The sequence below is a fragment of the Thermococcus henrietii genome (assembly GCF_900198835.1).
In the GTDB taxonomy this organism is placed as follows: Archaea; Methanobacteriota_B; Thermococci; order Thermococcales; family Thermococcaceae; genus Thermococcus; species Thermococcus henrietii.
Map to the genome: position 1 here is coordinate 521,152 of NZ_LT900021.1, position 21,104 is coordinate 542,255.

Here is a 21,104-nt window from a genome sequence, read left to right on the forward strand (position 1 = left end):
ATGAGGGGTCAGGTGAGCCTTGATTTGCTCTTTGCAGTGACGATAATCTCGATAACGATGCTCAGCGTGATGAACGTCGCCCTGAGTGAGAAGACCGAGACAGAGGTTATCGGAACCTCCGCGCAGCTCAAGGCCTTCGCCATAGATTTGAGGGGAACCGTCGCGAGACTCTACGCGGCCCCCGGCATGACCGTGCTGAAGACGGCCCCCCTAAAGCTTCGGTCTGGGGACTGGATTAACGTCACCCTCAAGTCGGAGGGTTACCTCATAGTAAAGGCCCACATAGATGGAAAGGACTACGTCGTGGTTCAGAAACTTCAGGTTTCCCCCGGTGCCAACAGCTCCGTGATACTTACGCCCTCAAGTGAGGGGTTTAAAATGGAGTCAAGGAGGCTCTCCGATGGTGTTGAGGTCACGGTCACAACGTAGGGGTCAGACCGCTGTGGAACTGCTCTTCATAACCGCGATAATCCTGACTGGGATAGTTTATATTATCCCTTCCGTTGTTCACACCAATAAGACCGTCTCCACAACGGACGCCTTCAGAACAGTCGGTTCGGACGTCTGTACGTACCTCAACACCGGTGTTATCGTTAACGATTCAACCCACGCACCCCTCAACAACATCGTTGAACTCTGGAACTACACCCCTGTTGGATGTCGGCTCGTTGGCCTCTCAGTTGTTCCAGTAAACGGCACGCTTAACGTTTCAATTGTGTACTCGTACCCGGACCCCGTCACGAAGTCGGCCTTCGTAGGCAACGTTACGGACTTTCTTAAGCTCAGGCTCTCATCGATTCAGGGCTTCCGGCTCGTTGGTGATAACCTGTATTACGGCGGGATGAAGGTTAACCTCACGGTGGTGGTGAGATGAGGCGCGGTCAGCTCCTGAGCTTTGATGCCCTCCTCGCGGTCGTTATCGTCATCTTCATGCTCGGTGCTGTTAGTGCTACCTCCGATAACCTTAAGTCTGGCCTTACAAACCTCCTCGGCTGGTACGATAGGACCAGCATCCCAGATACCATGCTCGATGTGCTCCTTAAAAGCCCGGGAAGTCCGCCAAACTGGAGTGAAAACGTTTCAACCCTTGCGGTCCCGGGCCTTAGGTCCTATTCCGGTCAATACGTCGATTACAACAAGGCAGTTGCCTTCTTTGACCTCCTGAAGAACAACGATTCCCGGGTCGAGAAGGCTCTACTGAACCTCAGTCTAAAGCATCCGTTTCTCCTTGACTTTTACCTCGGCAAATGGACGTTTAAGGCCAACTTCTCATGGAACCCAAACGCGGGAGGGGGCATTCCACCTGGTTTTAGTGTTTATAACGGCAGTTGTTCGGTTGCAGGAACGACGAACATAGACTTTACTCAGCCCACGATAATTCCCTGCGACCCGGAGTTTTTCTCCCATGGAAGCCTAAGTATAAACTCCAACTCCGATATCTGTATAGTTCACGAATTCAGGAGCGTTGGTTCCTCTCACCTGTACATATCCAGCGGTGGCAACCTCGTGGTGGGTGGGGACTGGGTTATAGATGGAGCGGTTACTACCGATGTGGACGGAAGCGCCTACATTATGGGAGCCCTAGTGATAAGGGGAGAAGGTTCGAGGACTATTAACATAAAACACGACCTTTACATCTTTGGCGAGACCTCAACTCGACCCTTAATCTCTGTAACCGGCGCCGCCACGATAAACATCGGAACCCCTGGATGCACGCCTGGCACCCAAGTTCCAGGATGTACCCTCGGTAACCTTTATGTGAACGTGAACGGCGTTTGGTACGCCGCCAACCGGTCCCCGATAACCGACCCCAGCTCATGGTATAAGTGGACGGGAAGTGGATGGGAAAAGCTTGACAGCCTCGCGCCTCTGGAGGGAACCGTTTTCGTGAGGGGAACCCAGCTTGTGATTAACATCGCTGGTCATCCCCTTTCCTCCGACTGGACCCCGCCTTCATCCCCCGAGTGCCTTAACTACGGCTCGGGCCAGCCCCTGACGATTTCGTCCCTTGAGGGCAACTACACATATCCGCAACAGCTCAACGTGAGCCAGGCGTGGAACCGCGTCGCGTACCTCAACGGCTCGTTCCTCGTGAACCCGACCAACGTTTCCAACGTGTTTGCTACGATGAACGCCTCTAGTTGGGTCTCGTACTCGGAGAGGAACACTGTAATGAGTCTATTCAAGTACAACAGAACCACGTGGATTGTAGGTAACTCCAAGGGCATAATCTTTGGAGGTGTCCTCAGGTACTCGATTCCCAACTACGCTCTCCTCAAGTTTGTTGTTCCCAACGAAACTGGCTACGTCCTCATCATGGTAGTTGATGGTGGAAACCTAAAGGTCCTCGGCGTTTGGAAAACTTCGGGAACGTCCATGGTAATGGGCCAGATATGGGAACTCGCCAATGGTACCGTCAGAACAGTGGCAACTTACAGGGGCTCCAGTAACTCCCTCACTGTCCCCTGGGGAGATGTATTCAGCTCCCCCGGCGGGGCGGGTCGGCCGGTGCTCATGTACCTGTACTCAAACACCTTCACGCTGCCCGTTGAGATGGTTGATGAAGGCGACATCGGGGTTCTTCTTAGTCCAATGTACGAGCCCCTCCTTGTAAAATTGTGGGTGTGGGATGAGAGATGAGGCGGGGATTCATATTCACGCTTGATGCCGTGCTGGCTCTCTTCCTAGTTTTGATAATGATAACCGCCATAACCACCGCTGAGAGCCAAGTTCAATCGGTTTACAAAACCCAGATGAGGATGGGGGAGTTGGGTGATGCGAACGCGATGCTAAAACTGCTCAGAACCGTTCCGCTGAGTCAGCTGGTTCCGGCTAACGTGATAGATAACTGGGAATCCGGCTCCGACCCGGTTCTGAACCTGACCTTGGTTACCCCCGACATGAGCCCCCTTGAGATAGCCGCCACCTACTGGGCAGTAAGCCCGCTTTACCCATCGAAGGATTACCGGAAGAAGGCCTCAATAATCATCGGTTACATTCTGAACTCGACGCTCAAGGGCTACAACTACGAGCTTCTCATAAACAACTGGACGAACACATTCCTGAGTAAGGGAACCTACAACTACTCCCTCGCAAAGGACGTTTCCGCCGCCACCCTCGTGCTCAGCGGTTACGCCTACAACCAGACTCCGAGGGGCTACGTTGCAAGGGCGTTCCTCAGCAAGCTGAGGGCGAAGGTTACGAGCTACGTGTACCAGGGAGACTACATTTCAACCCAGCACAGCAAGAAATGGATTCAAATTACCTACATTATACCTACCAGTCAGTTTCCGCTTAACACAACGATTATCAACGTCACCTGGTACTTTGAGGCTGCTGTCGTTGATTCCACTTATCGTGCCTACATCAATGGAGAGCCCGTCAGTTGCTTCCCTCAATGGAGCACCATGACCTTTAAAGAAATCACTGACGATGGAAGTGGAAGCTGTAACCTGGTTGAGAACGTGCAGAAGAGCGTAAACGAGAGTACTGACACGAACTTTACCGTTGAGGTATACAACAGCGGTGGCGTGTCTGGTGAAGACGGTGCTCAGCACATCATAATAACTTACAAGACATCTCAGGTATCCACCTTTAGGTATCCCCACTACTATCACTTCGCGGACGTTAGGGCAAACGACTCAATTCACATAGAGAAGTACGTTTTTGTTCCCGGTAACCTTACTGACTTGAGCATTAAGATAGCAGGTCAGAACATCAAAACGGTAACCGCTGCGATTAGGGTTTATGGAAGTGTATCGAAGAGTTTCTCTCTCACTAAGGTAGGTGGATACTTTGTTGCCACCAACGGAACGCTTGCGGACATAGTCAGGGACATGGGTTACAACTACTCTGACCTGTCGGGAACGTATTTCACGATACTCTTCAACGTCACTTGGGATGGGAGCGGTGAGTTGCATTTGGACGGTAGGGACTCCTACGTTTACGCCGACTACATACCGTTTACTGCAATGAGTCTGTATTCTGTGGACGTTACTGATGTGATACCCCCGTACTATTGGTCAGGCGGTCCCGCTTTGGGGTACTTCTATCACAATGCGGAGTGGGAGTGGGACATACCGGAGTACGCGACACCGCTGTACGTTACATTCCAGCTTCCATGGTATCACTCCTCTTTCAGTGATTGTCGTCAGAAGGTTTCTATCCTCATGAACTCGTCAGCGAATCAGTGGAGAACCCTTTACTATGCTCCTGACTACAATCCATTCATAGACGCCTTCGCCAGATGGGGATACACTAGGGTTACCAGGGATTACCTGGATAGAATCATTGGGAATGCCCTCCATACCGGGTTGAACGCCTTTGAGCTAGACTTTGGAAGCTGTTACTACGTTGCCCCCAAGTACACACTGGCTTCTGTCGTTTACCTCCTCAACGCTTACGCCCCTTACGGCAACGTTAAGCCCTACCTCATGCAGGGATACCCCAAGGTTAAGGCCTACAACTTGACCTACGTTTACAACCTTGGTGGACGGAACTACACCGCCTCCATCATAGTTGGAAGCCTCAACGCCGTGACATCTGGGGAGTACCTAAACATTACCGCCTGCAAGTTGGACCCGACCAAGTACGCAGTTGATGACGCGATACTCAGGCTCTTCAGGAACCTCGGGGGGAACGGCTGTACCAAGCCAATCTTGGTGAACCTAGGGGACACGCTCATAGACTACGTTTCCCTTCCGGGTGTTCCGCGGTCAATATCACCCATTACAATCACCCTCAGGATTTGGAGGGTCGGAGGATGAAGAGGCGAGGGTTTGTAATAAACGCTACGGTCCTTGTTCTGCTCATACCCCTACTCCTGTTGCTCGCCACGTACAGTAACGTTACGTCCTACGTAATACAGGCCCAGTCCCAGGCGACGCGTTTAAAGACGACCCAGGACGTTGTCTCCTACCTCCAGCTTGACCTTCAGAACGTTATGAGGCTCTCCCTTCAGCGAGCCCTTGTTCTGAGCATCGCCTACGTTACCACCGTTCAACCTCTGGACAACGCCCAGCTTGCACTTGAGAGCTTGGTTAAGTACGGCAAGTACTCCCAAATCAGCAATGCTGGGCCCGAGTGGGTGTCCCGGGAGGACCAGTTCATGGGAAACGCCACCCTCCTTAAGTGGCTTGAGAACATGAGAGACTACCTTAAGAAAATGGGGTACATCATGGTCACACCACCTACCCAGATAGTTAACAACGTGAAGCTCACTATCGCTCCCCTCGACTCCTTCCACATCGTAGCCAACGTAAGCATCCCCCAGATTGTCATAAAAGACACATCCGGAAAGATAGTCTACAACTCCAGCATTCCCCCCAGGGGCTCTCTGTACGTTGTTGTACCAATAACGAACCTCGAGGACCCTCTAATTGCCTACTTAACCAAGGGCAGAATGTCGAGGGTCATCGAACCGTGCTCCTTTGCGTACCCGAACCTCACACCTCCATACTACCTCCTCACGGGTTACGGCAGTGACCCAAGTACGTATCCTCTTAGGTTCGCTGCCCCGTTTTCCCCCACTATTTCAAGCGATAAAGTGTACTACGGCGACACATACCCTGGGGATGGAGCCCTGGCCTACGTCCTCAGGGACAGTCCGAGTACTGCCCCAACGGTTCCCTACGTCTTTGGAACCTCCATAAACGGTTCCCTCGTTTCCCCATCATCCGTCCTTGGAGACGGGGACATGGGTGTCTTGGTCTTCTCTGGAAGGGTTGGTCAAGCGGTTCAATGGTGCAACGATAGCTTCAACAAACGCGTTGAATTCACGCTCTCCGGCGTAACCAACCATAGCGTTGTCCTCCTTAAGTTCAACCCCTCTGCCGTCCCGTTTTCAGAAATCTCCCACAACGGGTCCCTTGCCGAAATGAGAATATACACCTCGACCTGCCAGCTCGCTAATTACTGGATTGAAAAGTGGGACTCGAACGAGATTCTAATATGGCTCAACGTGACCGGAACGGACTACTATATCTACTACTCTCCTACTTCCCAGGTTCAGCCGAGCAGGGGCTATCTTTCGAACGTCGTTGGGAACAACTACTACACGAACGTTACCGTTTATCCAGGTCAGCGCGTCTTCTTGTTCAACACCACTGGGTCAGTCTTTGTGCGCTATAACGTTACCGCAGATGAGAACTCCGGTTTCAACGGTGGCGTTGAAGTGCTGACACCCTCTGAAGGCCTTACAAGCGTTCTAAACGTCACTTTGGATTACCCCTATAGTGTTAATGACGTTCAAGTTCCGATATACCTAAACTCGACATGGGCATCGCGTATTCCCCATTATGGGAATGAGTCCAGGATTGAAGTATACTCCGACCCGGACTTCACGGAGAAGGTTCCCTTCTGGATTGAGTACTGGAACGATAGCGGTGCCCTGATATGGGTCAGGACGAACTTACCCGGCAACGTCTACATTAAGTTCGGTGAAGACCTTCCCCTTACCCGGGGCAACGGAGATGAAGTGTTCCTGTTCTTCGACGACTTCAGCGGCAGCTCCCTGAACACCTCAAAGTGGTACGTTAAGAACCCGCGCGGAAGCTATTCCGTGAGCAACGGAATCTTAAGCTTAAAGGGAAACAACAAGGCAAGTAACCCCGACGTCTGGCTGTGGACGAAGAAAACGTTTCCCTACTACCGCTACGTTATCGGGATGAGGGTGTACATAAAGAACCAGCCATTCTGGATGTGGTACATAGATAACGATGGATGGGGTTGGATGGAGCACATCATTGGACTGTACGGGCACCTGGGGGACTTCGACGTTAACAGCGGAGACTTCGATGATGGGATTGAGGATGGCGGTAAGTATACCAAAAACAGATGGAGCTATGTTGAGGTTGCAGTCAGGGACTATTACTACAATAGCTACCATCTTGCTAGCTTCACAACTTACCAGACGCTGAATCCGTTCGTCTGGAACTGGAGCGACCAGAGCGAGGTTAGTTACTATTACAGGTATTGGCAGGATGGGTGGAATTATTATCTGGCTACATACAACACCTCAATTGGCCTCGGCCAGTTTTATAAAGGCCCCACGGAGTACGACTTCATCTACGTTAGAAAATACCTCGACCTTTATTACCTCACCGAGAGCGTCAAGCAACTTACCTCTTCCGTTCCTGTATCGGTCCAGCTCGTTGACAACTGGACGACGGCTGGAAGGCTGTTCATACTCAAGAACTGGACGGAGGTCCTGTCGAGGTATCAGACCGGAACATGGCCGGTGAACGTCCCCAATCGCTATGAGGTAGACATCATTCCCGCATCAACGCTGGCCTTGAACTTCACCCACGAGCCCAATTCTGTGGTTTCCCAGAACTCAAACGCTGACTTGGAGGTAACCCCAATCGGCAACCTGAGCGTATACCTCGTAGTCAACAATACCGCCGACAACTCAGCTCACTTTGCGTGGGTCTTCTGGGCCCCATATCCATACAAGGTTATCACTCCCGTTCTTGGCGTTCCGGAACAGAAGCCGCCGACTGGCAACTATGTGAGCGCCAAAGTCTTTGACATTCAGCCGTTCATAAGCTGTGTTGTCAATGCCAGGTACTTTGGCGTCGCTGGAGCGCCCTCGTTCTTCGAGCGTCTTGAGGGCGGAAGTACTGCCCACAGAGCACAATACCTCGCCCTCGCCCAGGCGATGCAGAAGGCAGTGTACGGTCGCGTTAAGTATCCGATAGGTCTCGTCAGCTTCATTCTCCCGAGGAACCTTCCGGCAAACCTCAACTTCCTAATCCGCGAACAACCAGCCGTTGATTACATATACCTGGATTACTCCGACTACCCCGGAAACGACCCCGGTGCAATGAAGGTTCTGGGAATTTCGGCAACCGGCGGAATCAGCACGACTCCAGTTCTCGACCAGAACTTCTACCTGACGCTCCAAACCGCCCAGCTAATCTTCGGGCCCTACGCGGCAGACCTGCTCGTTCCCCTAACATCTGGGTGATGCAAAATGAGCATTGAGAACCTCCTGTACTCAATAGGAGAGGGGGTAGAACGCCTCGCATTTGGATTTAAATCTTTCCTTTTCCCTGAACCTTCGAGGGAGCCTCCATCCTTTAGGCTGACCTCTCGGCTCGTGAAGTCCCGCGTTACCGTTCACGAGCTCCTCAGCCTTCACCTCCAGCTGTGTTTCCTAACGTACCTCCTTCTCAACTTTGCCGCGGTACTCCTGACGAGGAACCCCCAGTGGGTTGTCGCGGTTGCGGTTCCGTACTTCCTTTACTTACGTTATCTTTTTGGCCGCTACGGAAGTTTTCTTCTAGATGAGAAACCGTACCGGGTTTTCTATACGGTGATTTCAGCCCTATCCTTCTTGGCTTTTATTGGTTACTCCCTTGTCAGACTCTACCTTAAAAACGTCGTTGCCGTGTATCTATACGTCCTCGTTATTGCAATTTCGGTCCTGCTCTTTCGCTGGTACTTCAAGAGAACCTTCGGCAGGGACTACACCTACGGCACCGTTGAGGAGGTTCGTGGCGACCTGGTTAGGGTTTTCGTTCACGACGATATAGCGGCCAACGTTAAGCCCGGCCTTTACTGGCTTCCGGCCGTTCCAGATGCCGAACCCGGTAGAGTCGTTAAGGTCCTCGTGGAGGACAGAACCTTCAGGAGCGCCAAGCCCGTGAGGATAATCGAGGTTTACTTCTCTCAATCCTCCCAGAGCTCCACCGAGCCGAAAGCCGAGACCGAGTGAAGGATGAGAATGTAAATTGAATGGTGGGGCTCTATTAGGTTTGTCTTTGCGAATCCCTGCCCTTCCTTCTCTATTCTGAGGGGTTCGACCATGGGGTGGCCCGGATTCAGCACGAGTGCATTGTCGAACACCTCAATCCCGTATCCCAGTCCTGTGGAGACCCTCTCCATCAGCGAGACGAACGCTTTCCATTTCCTCACTACCGTGGTGTAGTAGAGGGTGTGTCCCACGATATCACCATTAAAGGTAAATGCTAAAACTTTAAAAGATTTACTGATATGCAACCCATAAGCGTAACAAACCCATTAAGTTTTTAAGGACCGCCCATCGTGCTCGGTTGGTGGTGCCATGATAAACTTGGTTGCCCTCTTCAAGTATCTTCTGATTCTCTACGGCGGCCTGTTCGCGATAACTAACCCTGTTGGGGCCGTCCCCGTGTTCCTTGGCGTTACCCACGACCTCAGCCTCCGCGAAAGGAGGGAGATAGCGACGAAAACGGCCATGACTGTTATCATGACCCTGGTAGTTTTCGCTCTCATCGGTCAGTGGATTTTCAAGTTCTTCGGCTCGAGCGTTGACGCCTTTGCGATAGCCGGTGGAATCCTTCTCTTCAGGATGGCGATGGACATGCTCTCTGGCAGGCTCTCCTCCGTCAAGATAAGCCGAGAGGAAACCGAGGAGTTCGATGAGGAGGTCGTTACGCTTGAGGAGGTCGCCATAATCCCCCTCGCAATCCCCCTGATTTCAGGTCCCGGTGCCATAACGACGGTGATGCTCTACATGGCAAAGGCGGGGAGTATCGCCGAGAGAGTCATAGTCTTGCTCAGCATCGTTCTCATAGGCATTACCGTCTGGCTCGTCCTCTGCTCGGCAAACGTGATAAAGGCCCGCCTCGGAAGGGTCGGCATAAAAGTCATGACGAGGATGATGGGTCTAATCCTGACGTCAATGGCCGTTCAGATGATTATAAACGGCATCAAGGGAGCCTTTGGTCTCTGATATGGTTTTTTCAAACCTCACCGTTCACGGCGGAGGGAAGTCAGTTTTCCAAAACCCTTAAATCGTTCGAGTTGAACTCCCCTAGGTGTTGAAAATGCGCGGGGACCTGATACGGATCCTGAGTGCCGTTGAGGAGAAAGCGAACGAGCTGAAGCTTGAAGGTTTTGAGCCCGATGTGGTTCTCGTCGGAGGGGAGGCCTACGAGTTCATAAAGGTCCAGGTGAACGAGGAATTCGGAGGCGACGAGGAGGTCCTCGAGCTCTCGGGCCTGCCTGTGAGGATAGTCGACGAGCTCGGTAAGGACGCGGTTGTGATAGACAGCAAGGCCCTCGGCTACGCTCCTGCGGCAAAGCGCTTCACCGTTGTGAAGTGACCAGCCAGGCCCTTCCGTTTCTCATTTCGACCCTTACTCCAGCCAGAAACAGCAGGCTCAGCGAGACTGCCATAACGTCCGCCAGACTGCCCGGGTTCCTTAAGTCACTCTTCTCGCGCATGAACGCGTCGAACTCCTCAAGGCCCATCCTTCCCTCAAGAACGTCTCTCGCCTTTTCCCTGACGAGCTCGGCCTCTTCAATGCCTGCCTTGCGCAGGATTAGCGTGTCGGGGTTTTCCGCGAGGAGCTCTATGAAGACCCCAACGACGGTCTCCTCCAGCGGGCCAGGAATCTCCCCGGCAAGCCTCTTAAAGGTCTCGTAGGTGAGCCGGTAACTCTCACTCCACTCGCGAAAGACGAGCTCCCGCTCTCTGCTAATCTCGGCAATCCTGGAGAGGTTTATTCTGTCCCTGAAGAGCTCCTCGAAGGCCTTCTCCGAGTAGACGTCGTACTTCACCCCGCTCGGGAGCCCCTTGGGGTTCGCGATTCTTATCGCCCGGTAGAGCTCCATCGTGTCCCCCACCGTTGACTCCTCGATGAGGAGCCTTGCCTTTTCGCCACCCTCGCGTATCTTCCTCGTCATCGAGAGTCCCATCAGGAGCGGAATCGAGAGGACGATTACCCCGAAGTTCGGGTTGGCATCTTGTACCCTCTTGCTCGTCTCAACGCCACGCCTTATGAGCTCGCCTATTCCAGCTTCGTTCGGCTTGAGAAGACCGGAGCGGATTGACTCGGCCCGCTTTATCGCCTCGTGGTAGATGCCGGCCAAAGCAGGATACGCAACGAGAAAGTTGTAGATGCTCAAATCCTCGAAGTCCCTCCTCCTGCTCACGTTCCCGGGCTTTGGGACGGCTACCTCTATTAACGGCCCTGTGAGAAAAGCCCTGATGAGCTCCCATCGGTTCATCTTTCCACCTCTGGAAGAAGGGAATGGGGCCTTAAAAAGTCAACCCCCAACCTCGACGTTTCCAACCACGTCGTTCACGGAGACCTCAACCGACCCGTTTCCGGTGGCGTCGTTGAGGACGTTGCCCATAACGTTCTTCGCTTTGAGAACCGCACCCTTCCCGGATGGAACCGCAATGACCACGTTTCCAACCACGTCGCTGACGGTGGCCCGCTCCCTCACGTTGATGTAAACGTTACCCACGATGTTCGAAACGGTGTAGTCCGCCCACGCGCGCCCCTTAACCGTCCCAACGATATTGGAGAGCTCCACGTTCGTCGCGTTCACGTCAACGTAAACGGTCCCAACGACGTTCTCAACAGTCAAGCAATCGAGCTTCGCAGGAACCTCTACAATTACCGTTCCATTCCTGTAATCGTCGCAGATTGTCCCCCCGCCGAGATGCGCGTGCTTCGCGGGGCAGTAGACGGTTATGACGTCGTTTTGAAGGCTCGCCCTGACGGGGAGATTGCTCCTGACGGCAACTCCGCTCACGTTGGCCGGGACAATCGAGACGCCGCCGTTGACGTTTACGACCTTTAAACCTGAGACTGAAAAATTAAACGTCCCCACCTTGACTATCCTGCCTGCAGTCTTCTTGGGCTCGGAACCGTTTAGTGTTATCTTCCCGCTCACGGCCAGCACCGTTATCGTGCCTGCGACCAGGAGAACGAGCAGGAAAATGCCAAGCGCGAGAACGTGAATGCCACCCCTCCTCATGGACTCACCCATGAGAACAATATCATATTTCCGTATAAACTTTACACAAAAACTGGGAAAGAAGAGTTCAGCGGAGCAGTTTGACGAACTCCCTCATCCAGGCGTACAAATCCCCGGGGTGCCTTGAGCTGACCCAGTTGCCGTCAACGACAACCGGCTCATTCACCCATTCTACTCCAGCGTTCCTCATGTCGTCCCTTATTCCGGCGTAGCTCGTTCCCTTCCTGCCCCTGAGCACCCCGGCCGAGATGAGTATCTGTGGCCCGTGGCAGATGCTCGCGACCGGCTTTCCGTCCTCGAACATCTTCTTCGCTATCGCCACGGCCTTCTCGTTGAGCCTTACCCTCTCCGGTGCCCTTCCACCAGGAAGAACGAGGGCGTCGAACTCATCCGGGTCAACCTCGTCAAAGGTCAGCTGAACCTCAACGGTGTAGCCGTGCTTTCCGGTAATCTTCCCGCGCTCGAAGCTCGCTATGTAGACCTTGTGGCCCTCTTCCTTGAGCCTGTGAAGCGGATAAATCAGCTCGACGTCCTCAAAATCGTTGGCGCTGAGGAACAGAACCTTCACTTCAATCACCCCCTTAACGTTCAGAAGAATATATGGGTGACCGCTTATAACCCTAACTGGACAAAAATGGTTAGAGCGGGAGCTCGGTCGTTTCCTTGTGGGTCTCGAGGACGACCATCGTGTGGGTTGATTCGACTCCGTCGACCTCTCCAATCTTGTCGAGGAACTCGTTGAGCTCTTCACTGCTCCTCGTTCTAATTTTGACGAGCATGTCGTAGTCCCCGGTCGTCTCGTAGACCTCGCATATCTGGGGGTACTTCTTGAGCTCGTCCGCGACGTGGCCGTACATCCCGGCGCGGGCCTTTATGAGAATGAAGGCGAGAATCTTGAAGCCCAGTGAGTCCGGGTCGAGAATGACCGTGAACTTCTTTATTATTCCCCTATCCTTCAGCTTCTTTATGCGTTCGTAGATGGTTGATTCGGCGAGGCCAACTTCCTTAGAAATCTCACGGAGAGGAGTTCTACTGTTTCGCTGAAGTATGGTGAGTATCCTCCTATCAACTTCATCGAGACCGCTCCTCGTCATTTCCATCACCATCGTGGAAAATTTTCAGGATTCCTTATAAATTTGCCGATTCTCGATAACCATACGTTTATAAAACGCCGTTCGTCTTTTAGTTCCGGGCCGGGGGTGGGCAGGAATGCCAACGAACGTAACAGCGGAGTACCTTGCCGCAGAGGAGGAGTACAGGAACGCAAAGACGATTCCTGAGAAGATTCGAGCCCTTGAAAAGATGTACGCAACAGTCCCAAAGCACAAGGGGACCGAAAAGCTCCGCCTCCAGATAAAGCGCAGGTTAGCGGAGCTCAGAAAGGAGCTTGAGAAGCAGAGGCAGATGCGCAAAGGTGGTGGCGGGCCTTCCATAGCCGTTAAGAAGGAAGGGGCTGCCCAGATAGTCCTCGCTGGTTTGCCGAACGTTGGCAAAAGCTCCCTCCTCAAGGCTTTAACAAACGTCGATGCGGACGTTGCAGATTACGCCTTTACAACCGTTCAGCCGATTCCGGGAATGATGCACCACAAGGACGTTCAAATCCAGCTCGTTGAGGTTCCCGGCCTCGTTGAGGGCGCCGCTCTGGGTAAAGGAATGGGCCCACAGCTCCTGAGCGTCATAAGGAACGCCGATGCCATAGCGATAGTCGTTGACCTCTCCCAGGACCCGGTCAAGCAGATGGAGATTCTTTTGAGGGAGTTCGAGAGAGCCGGAATAAAGGTCAACAAGAGGAAGCCGAGAGTCGAAATCAAGAGAACAGCGATGGGTGGAATCGTCATCAACGGCCAGGAGAACATAAAGGGCGACATTCAGGAAGTCATGAAGATGCTCCGCGAGGAGCGCATACACTCGGCTGAGATAACGGTCAAGGAGCCGGTGACGCTCGAGGAGTTCGCCGATGCCATAGACGAGAGCCTCGTCTGGAGGAGGGCCATAATCATAGCCAACAAGGGCGACGCTCCTGGGAGCAGGGAGAACTACGAGAAGCTGGTTAAGGCCTACGGCGACCGCTTCAAAATAATCCCGATATCGGCGAAGAAGGGCATAAACCTTGACAAGCTGAAGGACGAGCTCTACGATTTGGCCGGAATCATCCGCGTCTTCACCAAGAGCCCCGGTGAAGAGCCGGCTTATCCGCCGGTCGCGCTTAAGAAGGGCTCTACCGTCATGGATTTAGCCGAGAGGATTCACAAGGACTTCGCCAAGAACTTCCGCTATGCAAGGGTCTGGGGCAAGAGCGTCAAGTTTCCCGGCCAGAGAGTCGGTGCCGACCACGTGCTCGAGGACGGCGACATAGTGGAGATTCACGCAAGGTGACCCTTCTTCCAGCGTCTTTAACCTTCTTTGTACAACCTAACGTTTATAAGCATCGGTGTATATGGTTGAACGCTTACCGTAAAATTTTCGGGGTGGGAGCATGCGAAAGCTCGACCTTACCGAGAAGGACCCTTCTAAGAGAGTCACGATTTACTTCGAGGGGCAACCCCTGGAAGCCTACGAGGGCGAAAAGATTACCGTCGCGCTTCTCGCGAACGGGGTCTACTGGCTCACCACGAGCACCGAGGGCAGAAAGAGGGGCGCCTTCACCTTCGGCCCGGTTCCGATGGTCGTCAACGGCGTCAAGAACATCAACGCGAGGAAAACCGCCGTAAAGGACGGCATGAGGCTTGAGAGACAGGGCTACGGCGACTTCCAGGAGAATGTAGAAATCGACGAGGACAAGCCCGTTCTCCGCTATGTTGTTGACGTGGCCGTTATCGGCGCCGGTCCGGCCGGCCTCGGCGTCATCAAGGAAATCGGCGGAAGGCTCACGACGGCGATAATCGAGGAGAAGGGCTGGCTCGGCGGTGATTTGAAGGTTAAGGGCGTCGAGCAGGAGGGCTTTGGAGACCCCAGGGAGGCCCTGAAGGAGCTCACCGATTTGCCAGAGAACACCCGCGTCTTCCTGAAGAGCGTCGCGATAGGTGTCTTCGACAAGGGCGAGTACTTCCTCGTGCCTATCGTTAGGGGCGACCAGCTGATTGAGCTCCTCGCCAAGCGCGTGGTTTTGGCTACCGGAGCCGTTGACAACATCATGCTCTTCGAGAACAACGATTACCCCGGCGTATTCAGGAGGAGCGACGCGCTCGAAGTCATGAACGTCTGGGGAGTTGCGCCAGGAAAGAAGGTCGCTGTCGTCGGGGCCTTTCCGGAGGAGCTGACGGCCGAACTCGACCGCTGGGGGATTGAGTACGTCGTCGTGCCCAACCCGAAGCGCGTTGAGGGCAACGAGAAGGTCGAAAGGCTCATAGATGCAAACGGCAACGTTTACGAGGTCGACGCCGTCATAGTCTCCGACGGCAGAAGACCGGACATAAACCCCGTAACTCAAGCTGGCGGAAAGCTGTACTTCAAGCGCGGCTACTACCGTCCGGTTCTCGACTCAAGTCATAGAATCCGCGAGGGAATCTACGTTGCAGGCAGTGCGGTTTCAATAAAGCCCCACTACGCGAACTACCTTGAGGGAAGGCTCGTAGGTGCCTACATCCTCAGGGAGTTCGGCTTCGAGGCCGAGCCGTGCGTCTACGAGGAGAGGCTCAAGAACTACGAGCCGATAGCAGTTCCAGTCCACAGGCTTCCGCTCGACGAGTTCAACGGCGAGGACGTCCAGATTTGCGGCTGCGACGTGACGCTGAGAAAGGTCGACGACGTCGTGAAGTCCGGCATCACCGACCTCCAGATAATCAAAAGGCTGACCCACCTCGCCATGGGCTTCTGCCAGGGACGCTTCTGCCTCTTCAACGGTGCCGTCGTTGTGTCCCAGAGAACCGGAACGCCGATGGAGGGGCTTGACATTCCCGTCGCGAGGCCCCCGCTCAAGAACATCCGCATGAAGGTCCCCGCGGGGAGGGATTGAAGATGCCGACGAAGGAACTTCCCGAAATGAGCGAGATAACGATTATCGGTGGCGGAATAGTCGGCGTTACGATAGCGCACGAGCTGGCTAAACGCGGTGAGGAGGTCACTGTAATAGAGAAGCGCTTCATCGGCTCGGGCTCCACCTTCCGTTGCGGAACGGGCATAAGACAGCAGTTCAACGACGAGGCCAACGTTCAGGTTATGAAGCGCTCCGTCGAGCTGTGGAAGAAGTACAGCGAGGAGTACGGCTTCTCCTTCGAGCAGACCGGCTACCTCTTCCTGCTCTACGACGACGATGAAGTCGAGGAGTTCAGGCGCAACATCGCGATACAGAACCGCTTCGGCGTTCCGACGAGGCTCATAACGCCGGAAGAGGCCAAGGAGATAGTTCCGCTCCTTGACATCAGCGAGGTCATCGCCGCTTCCTGGAACCCAACAGACGGAAAGGCCGACCCGTTCCATGCAACCGCGAAGTTCGCGATAAAGGCCGAGGAGTTCGGTGCTAAGCTCGTCGAGTATACCGAGGTCAAGGACTTCGTCATCGAGAACGGCGAGATTAAGGGCCTGAAAACGAACAGGGGAACGATAAAGACCGGTATAGTCGTGAACGCCACCAACGCCTGGGCCAAGCTCATCAACGCGATGGCCGGGATAAGCGTAAGAATTCCGATAGAGCCCTACAAGCACCAAGCGGTCATCACACAGCCCATAAGGAAAGGGGCTATTAAGCCTATGGTCATATCCTTCAAGTACGGCCACGCCTACCTAACGCAGACCTCGCACGGTGGCGTCGTCGGCGGGGTCGGCTACGAACTCGGGCCAACCTACGACCTCAATCCAACCTACGAGTTCATGCGCGAGGTGAGCTATTACTTCACCAAGATTATCCCCGCTTTGAGGGAGCTCCTTATACTGAGAACCTGGGCCGGCTACTACGCAAAGACACCGGACAGCAATCCAGCCATAGGGAAAATCGAGGAACTGAGCGACTATTACATTGCCGCAGGTTTCAGCGGGCACGGCTTCATGATGGCTCCAGCGGTGGCGGAGATGGTGGCGGACCTGATTACGAAGGGCAGAACCGACCTGCCGGTCGAGTGGTACGACCCGTACCGCTTCGAGCGCGGTGAACTCCGCGGGGAAGCGCTCCAGATGGGCTGATTGCCCACGATTTCCACCCTTTTCTTACCATTTCGACGGAAATTTTATAAGCCCCTCGCCGGTTCTCCCAGCGATGAGCAGGCGAGAACTCGTTGTCACCCAGGGAAAGCGCGAGAAAACGCTCAAGCTCAAGAAGCTCCGGGTTAAGCGGAGGAACGTCGTAATCTTGGCCATAGCCATGTTCATCGCCAACGTTTCATTCGGAATGGCCTTCCCCTATCTCAGCGTCTACATGCGCCTCCTCGGCGCGAGCATGTTCATGGTCGGCCTTCTGAGCGTGGCATTCAACCTGACCTCGACGGTCTTCCAGTACCCCTTCGGCTGGCTCTCCGACTCAACCGGCAACAGGAAAGGTTTCATAGCCTTCGGCGTGGCCTCGATAGGATTCTTCTATACCGCAATGGCCTTCGTCGGCTCGGCCACCGGCGTCCTAATCCTGAGGACCCTTCAAGGGGTCTTCGGTTCCGCCATGACTCCAGCGCATTCGGCCTTAATCTCCGAGCTCTCCACGAGGGCGGGCTCGATATTCGGCCTCTTCAACTCCATCGAGAACGCCGGGTATATGGTGGGCAACTTCCTCGGCTCCGCGATAGTCGGCTACCTCGGCGTCAGGAAGCTCTTCCTAATCTCCGGCCTTCTCCTCTTCGTATCCGCAGGAATAGTCCTTCTAATCCGCGAGCGTCCGACGGGAAGGCGCTCCCTCCTCGGCATGATTCTCGTGCAGGAAGGCAGGGAGAGCTGGCGGGCGACGGTCAAGGGCTCGGCCTTCAGGAAGCTCATGCGCGGGCACCTCGGGCTCTTCTACGTCACGGTCTTCCTCGTCATGGTCGCCAGCGGGCAGTTCTACAGCGTTTCCTCCGTTTACTTCAAGGAGACCTTCGGCGAGTGGAGCGTTGGAGTTATCTTTGGCATCGAGAGCCTCGCCGCGGCGTTAACCGGTTACTTCCTCGGGAAGCTGATAGACAGGCACGGCGCGAAGAGGTTCTATTTAATAGCGATAGCGGGCTATGCCCTGGCCTTCCTGCTCTATGCCGTCGTTAGAAACGTCTGGCTCGTGTTTGGGGTTGCCTTCCTCTCGGGCGTCAAGTGGGTTCTGACAATAAACTCGACCTCCGCCTATGTGGCGCAGAACGTCAGGGTGAGCGAGAGGGCCCAGGGAATGGGCCTGCTCAACGCCATGATGAGCCTTGGCTGGGTCGTCGGGCCTCTCCTCGGTGGCTACTTCTCGGGAATAAGCTTCCAGCTGAACTTCATGAGCACGCTGATTCCCCTCGGGCTGGCCTTTCTGCTCGCCCTCAGACTGCCAGGGTGATGCACTCGGGCGGAACGCGCTCAACGATTCTCACGTTCTTTCCGGCTTTGTAAACCCTCAGGCCCCTTCTCCTCAGGCAGTCCGCATCTATGATGAGCAGGACCACGTCCCTCCCGTGCCTTCTGCCCGTTTCAAGGGCCTCGCTTTTACTCGTCGTTAGGTGAACGAACTGCCTTTTCATCGGTTTAAGTCCCTCGCGCATAATCCTCGGGAGGTTTCTCCTCGGCGTGCCGTGGTAGAGAACCCTCGATTCCGTGTCCTCCTCGTGGTCGAGGTCAACTTTGAAGCTGTGACCGTAGCGGGCGCGGATTTTACCTCCCCTTATCTCGTAGCGCCCCTTGGAGTCCCTTTCAACTATCTCCCTCACGAACTCCTCGGTAACGTCGGGATAAACCGTTTGGAGCGCTTTCACGAGCTCGTCCAGCGGGACGAAGCCCTCGCTATCCGGTTTCAATCCGAACTCTTCCGGCGAGTGCCTGAGAACGTATGCCATGAGCTTGCTGACCTTCACGCGGTTCATCGGTTGGGAAATGGAAATGGAGTAGAAAAGCGTTTCTCAGGCCCTGTACGATGCCGGAACGTGAACGGGCTTTTTGACGTTGATATCCTTAACGACGAACTCGTCGTAGACGTGGCCCACCTCGTGAACTTCGACGGGCGTTCCAGTCGGTTGCACCGTTCTGAGCGTCATTTCTATTCTGTATGCCATTCTGCCCCCGACGAAGGTTCCGTTTCTGAACCTCAGCTCAAGAATCCCGTTCGTGACGTTCAGGCTGACGTTGGTATTGGGGCCCAGGAAGGCCGAAGCTATGGCCTCGAGGTCCGCCTTTGTGATTGGGTAGTAGAGCAGTTCAGTGCCGTTGGCGTAGCTGACGTTGGAGGGCTTCCTCTTGAGGTACTTCATGGCAAACGACACGGTGTTGTACTCCCAGGTAAAGTTCAGTATCTTCGAAACGTTCAGCTTCGACGTCGCGTTGGTGAGCTTAATCCAGCTCCCGCTTGCGAAGATGTATATGTCGTTGCCCTTGACAAGCTGACGGGTGAATACTGAAGCCCCGCCCGGGAATGTAATCGTGGTTATGTTGATGGAAGCTTCCCTGTCCTTCAGGTCCACGTAGCCGGCCTTCCGGTATATGATGGTCACGTTTTCGCTCTGCGTGAGGTTGCCGACGGCCAGGTTCATCGTGAGCTTGAGGCTGGTGTTCTCAAAGTAGGTGAACTGCTCTATCCCCTTCATCTTCTCCAGAAGTTCCTCGGTCGTGTAGAGCTTTGGCCCCGATGCTGCCGGGCTCGTCGTTCCTGTATAGCTCCCGGAGGTGACGTTTGAAGCGCCGGGGGACCCGGTTGAAACGCACCCCGAAACGAGCGCCACCAGGATAACAGATACCAGAACAAGGGCGAGCTTTCGCATAGCCATCACCTTTTCGGTTACACGAGCAGATTCGTTTAACGTGGAGGGGGAACCCGTCGGTACGTACAACTTCCACACTTTAAAAATTTCCTCTTGTGCGTGGGATATCAAAAAGAAAAGAGGTCACCTGAGCCTCCTCAGCGCCATCTCCGCCGCGACGCTTATCGGGTCTATCGTCGGGCTTATCGGCGGGGCGTAGGCTGTCTCAAGGTAAACGATATCTTCTACCGTCGCTCCCTTCTGAGCCAGGGCCGAGAGCGTCATTATCCTGCCCCAGACCCTCTCACCGCCGACTATCTGCGCGCCGACGAGCTTCCTGTCCGACTTCCTGAAGAGAACCTTGACCGTTATCGGCTTTCCGCCGGGGTAGTACTCGGGCTTCGTTGAGCCCTTGAACTTGCCGACGGCAACTTCAATCCCTTCTTTCTTCGCCCGCTCCTCTGTTATTCCGAAGGTCCCTATCTCGAGGCCGAAGAGCTCGGTTATGGCCGTGTTGAAGACGGGCCTGAATGAGACGTCCTTTCCTGCTATGTGCTCCGCTGCCACTTTCGCCATCCTAACAGCGCTCGTTCCGAGCTGGCTGAGCGTTCTCTCCCCAGTTACCGCATCTATCACCTCGGCGCAGTCGCCTATCGCGTAGACCTCCGGGTCGCTTGTCTGTAGATGCTCGTTGACCACTATTCCCCTGTTAACCTCAAGCCCCGCCTCCTTTGCGAGGTCTGTGTTGGCCCTGACGCCCGTAGCAACGAGAACCAGCTCGGCCGGAACCTTCTCCTCGCCTATTCTAACCGCCTCGACGGGACTGCCGATTATCTCGCTGACTCCAACGCCGAAGCGGAAGGAGACGCCGTTGGCTTCCATCTCCTTCTGGACGAGCTTCGCGGTGTCTTTGTCGAGCATCGTCGGCATGAGCCTGTCCATAAGCTCGACGACCAGAACCTCCATTCCGAGCTTGGCAAAAGCTTCAGCCCCCTCAAGGCCGATTAGACCCGCGCCGATGACGACTGCTCTCTTCGGCTTCCTCTCGGCGATGTAAGCTTTAATCCTCCTCACGTCGTCGAGGCTCTTGAGGGTGAAGACGCCCTCGTTCTGAATTCCTTTAATCGGCGGGACAAAAGCTTTGGAACCAACCGCCAGAACGAGCTTGTCGTAGGGGACCTCACCCTTGTCGGTGATTACAACCTTCCTCCCGCGGTCTATCGCCTTCGCCTCGGTGTTGAGCATGAGCTTTATCTTCTGTTTTTCATAGAACTCGTTCGGGAAGACGATGACGTCTTCTGGCTTCTCTATCGTCCCGCTGATGACGTGCGGTAGGGCGCAGGGCGAGTACTGCATCGTGCTTTCCTTCCCGATGACAACTATCTCCGCCTTCCTGTCGAGCTTCCTCATGAAGAGGGCGAAGTTGCTTCCCGCTGTTCCAGAACCGATAACGACGATTTTCATGAGCACCACCAGCTTGAGAAGGGCGCGGAGGTATAAAAAGTTGGCTTTGGAAAGGGCGTTGCCTTT

General features: G+C 54.4%; 20 protein-coding genes. 12 read left to right on the forward strand and 8 right to left on the reverse strand.

Going from position 1 to position 21,104, the window contains the following annotated elements; all coding sequences use genetic code 11:
- From CS910_RS02875 to CS910_RS02900, 6 genes are read left to right on the forward strand one after another with little or no spacing between them, the layout of a single operon-like run.
- Entirely contained in the window at positions 1-429 is a 429-nt protein-coding gene (locus tag CS910_RS02875) for a hypothetical protein (protein WP_099209647.1), read from the forward strand.
- Entirely contained in the window at positions 401-874 is a 474-nt protein-coding gene (locus CS910_RS02880) for a hypothetical protein (RefSeq protein WP_145955342.1), read from the forward strand. Before CS910_RS02875 ends, CS910_RS02880 begins: the two co-directional genes overlap by 29 nt.
- Positions 871-2,640, forward strand: a complete 1,770-nt coding sequence (locus CS910_RS02885) for a hypothetical protein (protein WP_099209649.1) — start codon at positions 871-873, stop codon at positions 2,638-2,640. The genes CS910_RS02880 and CS910_RS02885 overlap by 4 nt, the downstream gene beginning before the upstream one ends.
- Positions 2,637-4,766 (forward strand): hypothetical protein, encoded by a 2,130-nt coding sequence (locus CS910_RS02890; protein WP_099209650.1) that lies wholly within the window; start codon positions 2,637-2,639, stop codon positions 4,764-4,766. Before CS910_RS02885 ends, CS910_RS02890 begins: the two co-directional genes overlap by 4 nt.
- On the forward strand, positions 4,763-7,966 hold the full coding sequence (locus CS910_RS02895) for a DUF2341 domain-containing protein (protein ID WP_099209651.1): 3,204 nt from the start codon (positions 4,763-4,765) through the stop codon (positions 7,964-7,966). Before CS910_RS02890 ends, CS910_RS02895 begins: the two co-directional genes overlap by 4 nt.
- A gap of 6 nt (positions 7,967-7,972) precedes the next feature.
- Positions 7,973-8,716, forward strand: coding sequence for a DUF2101 family protein (locus CS910_RS02900; protein ID WP_099209652.1), 744 nt, complete (start codon positions 7,973-7,975; stop codon positions 8,714-8,716).
- Here the strand turns inward: CS910_RS02900 and CS910_RS02905 are convergent.
- Positions 8,671-8,946 carry a TonB-dependent receptor gene (locus CS910_RS02905; RefSeq protein WP_099209653.1) on the reverse strand — a complete coding sequence of 92 codons (276 nt, stop codon included), beginning with the start codon at positions 8,944-8,946 and terminating at the stop codon, positions 8,671-8,673. The two genes, CS910_RS02900 and CS910_RS02905, sit on opposite strands and share 46 nt — an antisense overlap.
- A 118-nt stretch (positions 8,947-9,064) precedes the next feature.
- Between CS910_RS02905 and snatA the strand changes: the two genes are divergently transcribed.
- Positions 9,065-9,715: a neutral amino acid NAAT transporter SnatA gene (gene snatA / locus CS910_RS02910; protein ID WP_173866215.1), complete on the forward strand. Its 651-nt coding sequence runs from the start codon at positions 9,065-9,067 to the stop codon at positions 9,713-9,715.
- Between the two features lie 94 nt (positions 9,716-9,809).
- Positions 9,810-10,088 (forward strand): family 4A encapsulin nanocompartment shell protein, encoded by a 279-nt coding sequence (locus tag CS910_RS02915; protein WP_099209654.1) that lies wholly within the window; start codon positions 9,810-9,812, stop codon positions 10,086-10,088.
- On the opposite strand, the gene CS910_RS02920 is transcribed toward CS910_RS02915, so the two are convergent.
- From CS910_RS02920 to CS910_RS02935, 4 genes are all read right to left on the reverse strand, one after another.
- Positions 10,072-10,995: a triphosphoribosyl-dephospho-CoA synthase gene (locus CS910_RS02920; RefSeq protein WP_099209655.1), complete on the reverse strand. Its 924-nt coding sequence runs from the start codon at positions 10,993-10,995 to the stop codon at positions 10,072-10,074. The two genes, CS910_RS02915 and CS910_RS02920, sit on opposite strands and share 17 nt — an antisense overlap.
- Before the next feature lie 39 nt (positions 10,996-11,034).
- Positions 11,035-11,766 carry a hypothetical protein gene (locus CS910_RS02925; protein WP_158523797.1) on the reverse strand — a complete coding sequence of 244 codons (732 nt, stop codon included), beginning with the start codon at positions 11,764-11,766 and terminating at the stop codon, positions 11,035-11,037.
- Between the two features lie 55 nt (positions 11,767-11,821).
- On the reverse strand, positions 11,822-12,322 hold the full coding sequence (gene pfpI, locus CS910_RS02930; RefSeq protein ID WP_099209657.1) for a deglycase PfpI: 501 nt from the start codon (positions 12,320-12,322) through the stop codon (positions 11,822-11,824).
- Positions 12,323-12,392: 70 nt separating this feature from the next.
- Positions 12,393-12,860: an Lrp/AsnC family transcriptional regulator gene (locus CS910_RS02935; protein WP_223211918.1), complete on the reverse strand. Its 468-nt coding sequence runs from the start codon at positions 12,858-12,860 to the stop codon at positions 12,393-12,395.
- A gap of 103 nt (positions 12,861-12,963) precedes the next feature.
- Here CS910_RS02935 and CS910_RS02940 point away from each other — a divergent pair, with 103 nt between their 5' ends.
- From CS910_RS02940 to CS910_RS02955, 4 genes are all read left to right on the forward strand, one after another.
- The gene (locus CS910_RS02940) at positions 12,964-14,130 is read left to right on the forward strand and encodes an OBG GTPase family GTP-binding protein (RefSeq protein WP_099209659.1); all 1,167 of its coding nucleotides are present in this window, start codon (positions 12,964-12,966) and stop codon (positions 14,128-14,130) included.
- A gap of 100 nt (positions 14,131-14,230) precedes the next feature.
- Positions 14,231-15,709 carry an FAD-dependent oxidoreductase gene (locus tag CS910_RS02945; protein WP_099209660.1) on the forward strand — a complete coding sequence of 493 codons (1,479 nt, stop codon included), beginning with the start codon at positions 14,231-14,233 and terminating at the stop codon, positions 15,707-15,709.
- A gap of 2 nt (positions 15,710-15,711) precedes the next feature.
- A complete protein-coding gene (locus tag CS910_RS02950) occupies positions 15,712-16,872 on the forward strand; it encodes an NAD(P)/FAD-dependent oxidoreductase (RefSeq protein ID WP_099209661.1) in 1,161 nt (386 codons plus the stop codon).
- A 73-nt stretch (positions 16,873-16,945) separates the two neighbouring features.
- Positions 16,946-18,184: an MFS transporter gene (locus CS910_RS02955; protein WP_099209662.1), complete on the forward strand. Its 1,239-nt coding sequence runs from the start codon at positions 16,946-16,948 to the stop codon at positions 18,182-18,184.
- Here CS910_RS02955 and CS910_RS02960 read toward each other — a convergent pair.
- From CS910_RS02960 to CS910_RS02970, 3 genes are all read right to left on the reverse strand, one after another.
- On the reverse strand, positions 18,168-18,704 hold the full coding sequence (locus CS910_RS02960) for an RNA 2'-phosphotransferase (RefSeq protein WP_099209663.1): 537 nt from the start codon (positions 18,702-18,704) through the stop codon (positions 18,168-18,170). The two genes, CS910_RS02955 and CS910_RS02960, sit on opposite strands and share 17 nt — an antisense overlap.
- A gap of 36 nt (positions 18,705-18,740) precedes the next feature.
- Positions 18,741-19,601, reverse strand: a complete 861-nt coding sequence (locus CS910_RS02965; RefSeq protein WP_223211919.1) for a hypothetical protein — start codon at positions 19,599-19,601, stop codon at positions 18,741-18,743.
- 117 nt (positions 19,602-19,718) lie between these two features.
- Positions 19,719-21,038, reverse strand: a complete 1,320-nt coding sequence (locus tag CS910_RS02970) for an NAD(P)/FAD-dependent oxidoreductase (RefSeq protein WP_099209665.1) — start codon at positions 21,036-21,038, stop codon at positions 19,719-19,721.
- Positions 21,039-21,104: the final 66 nt, after the last annotated feature.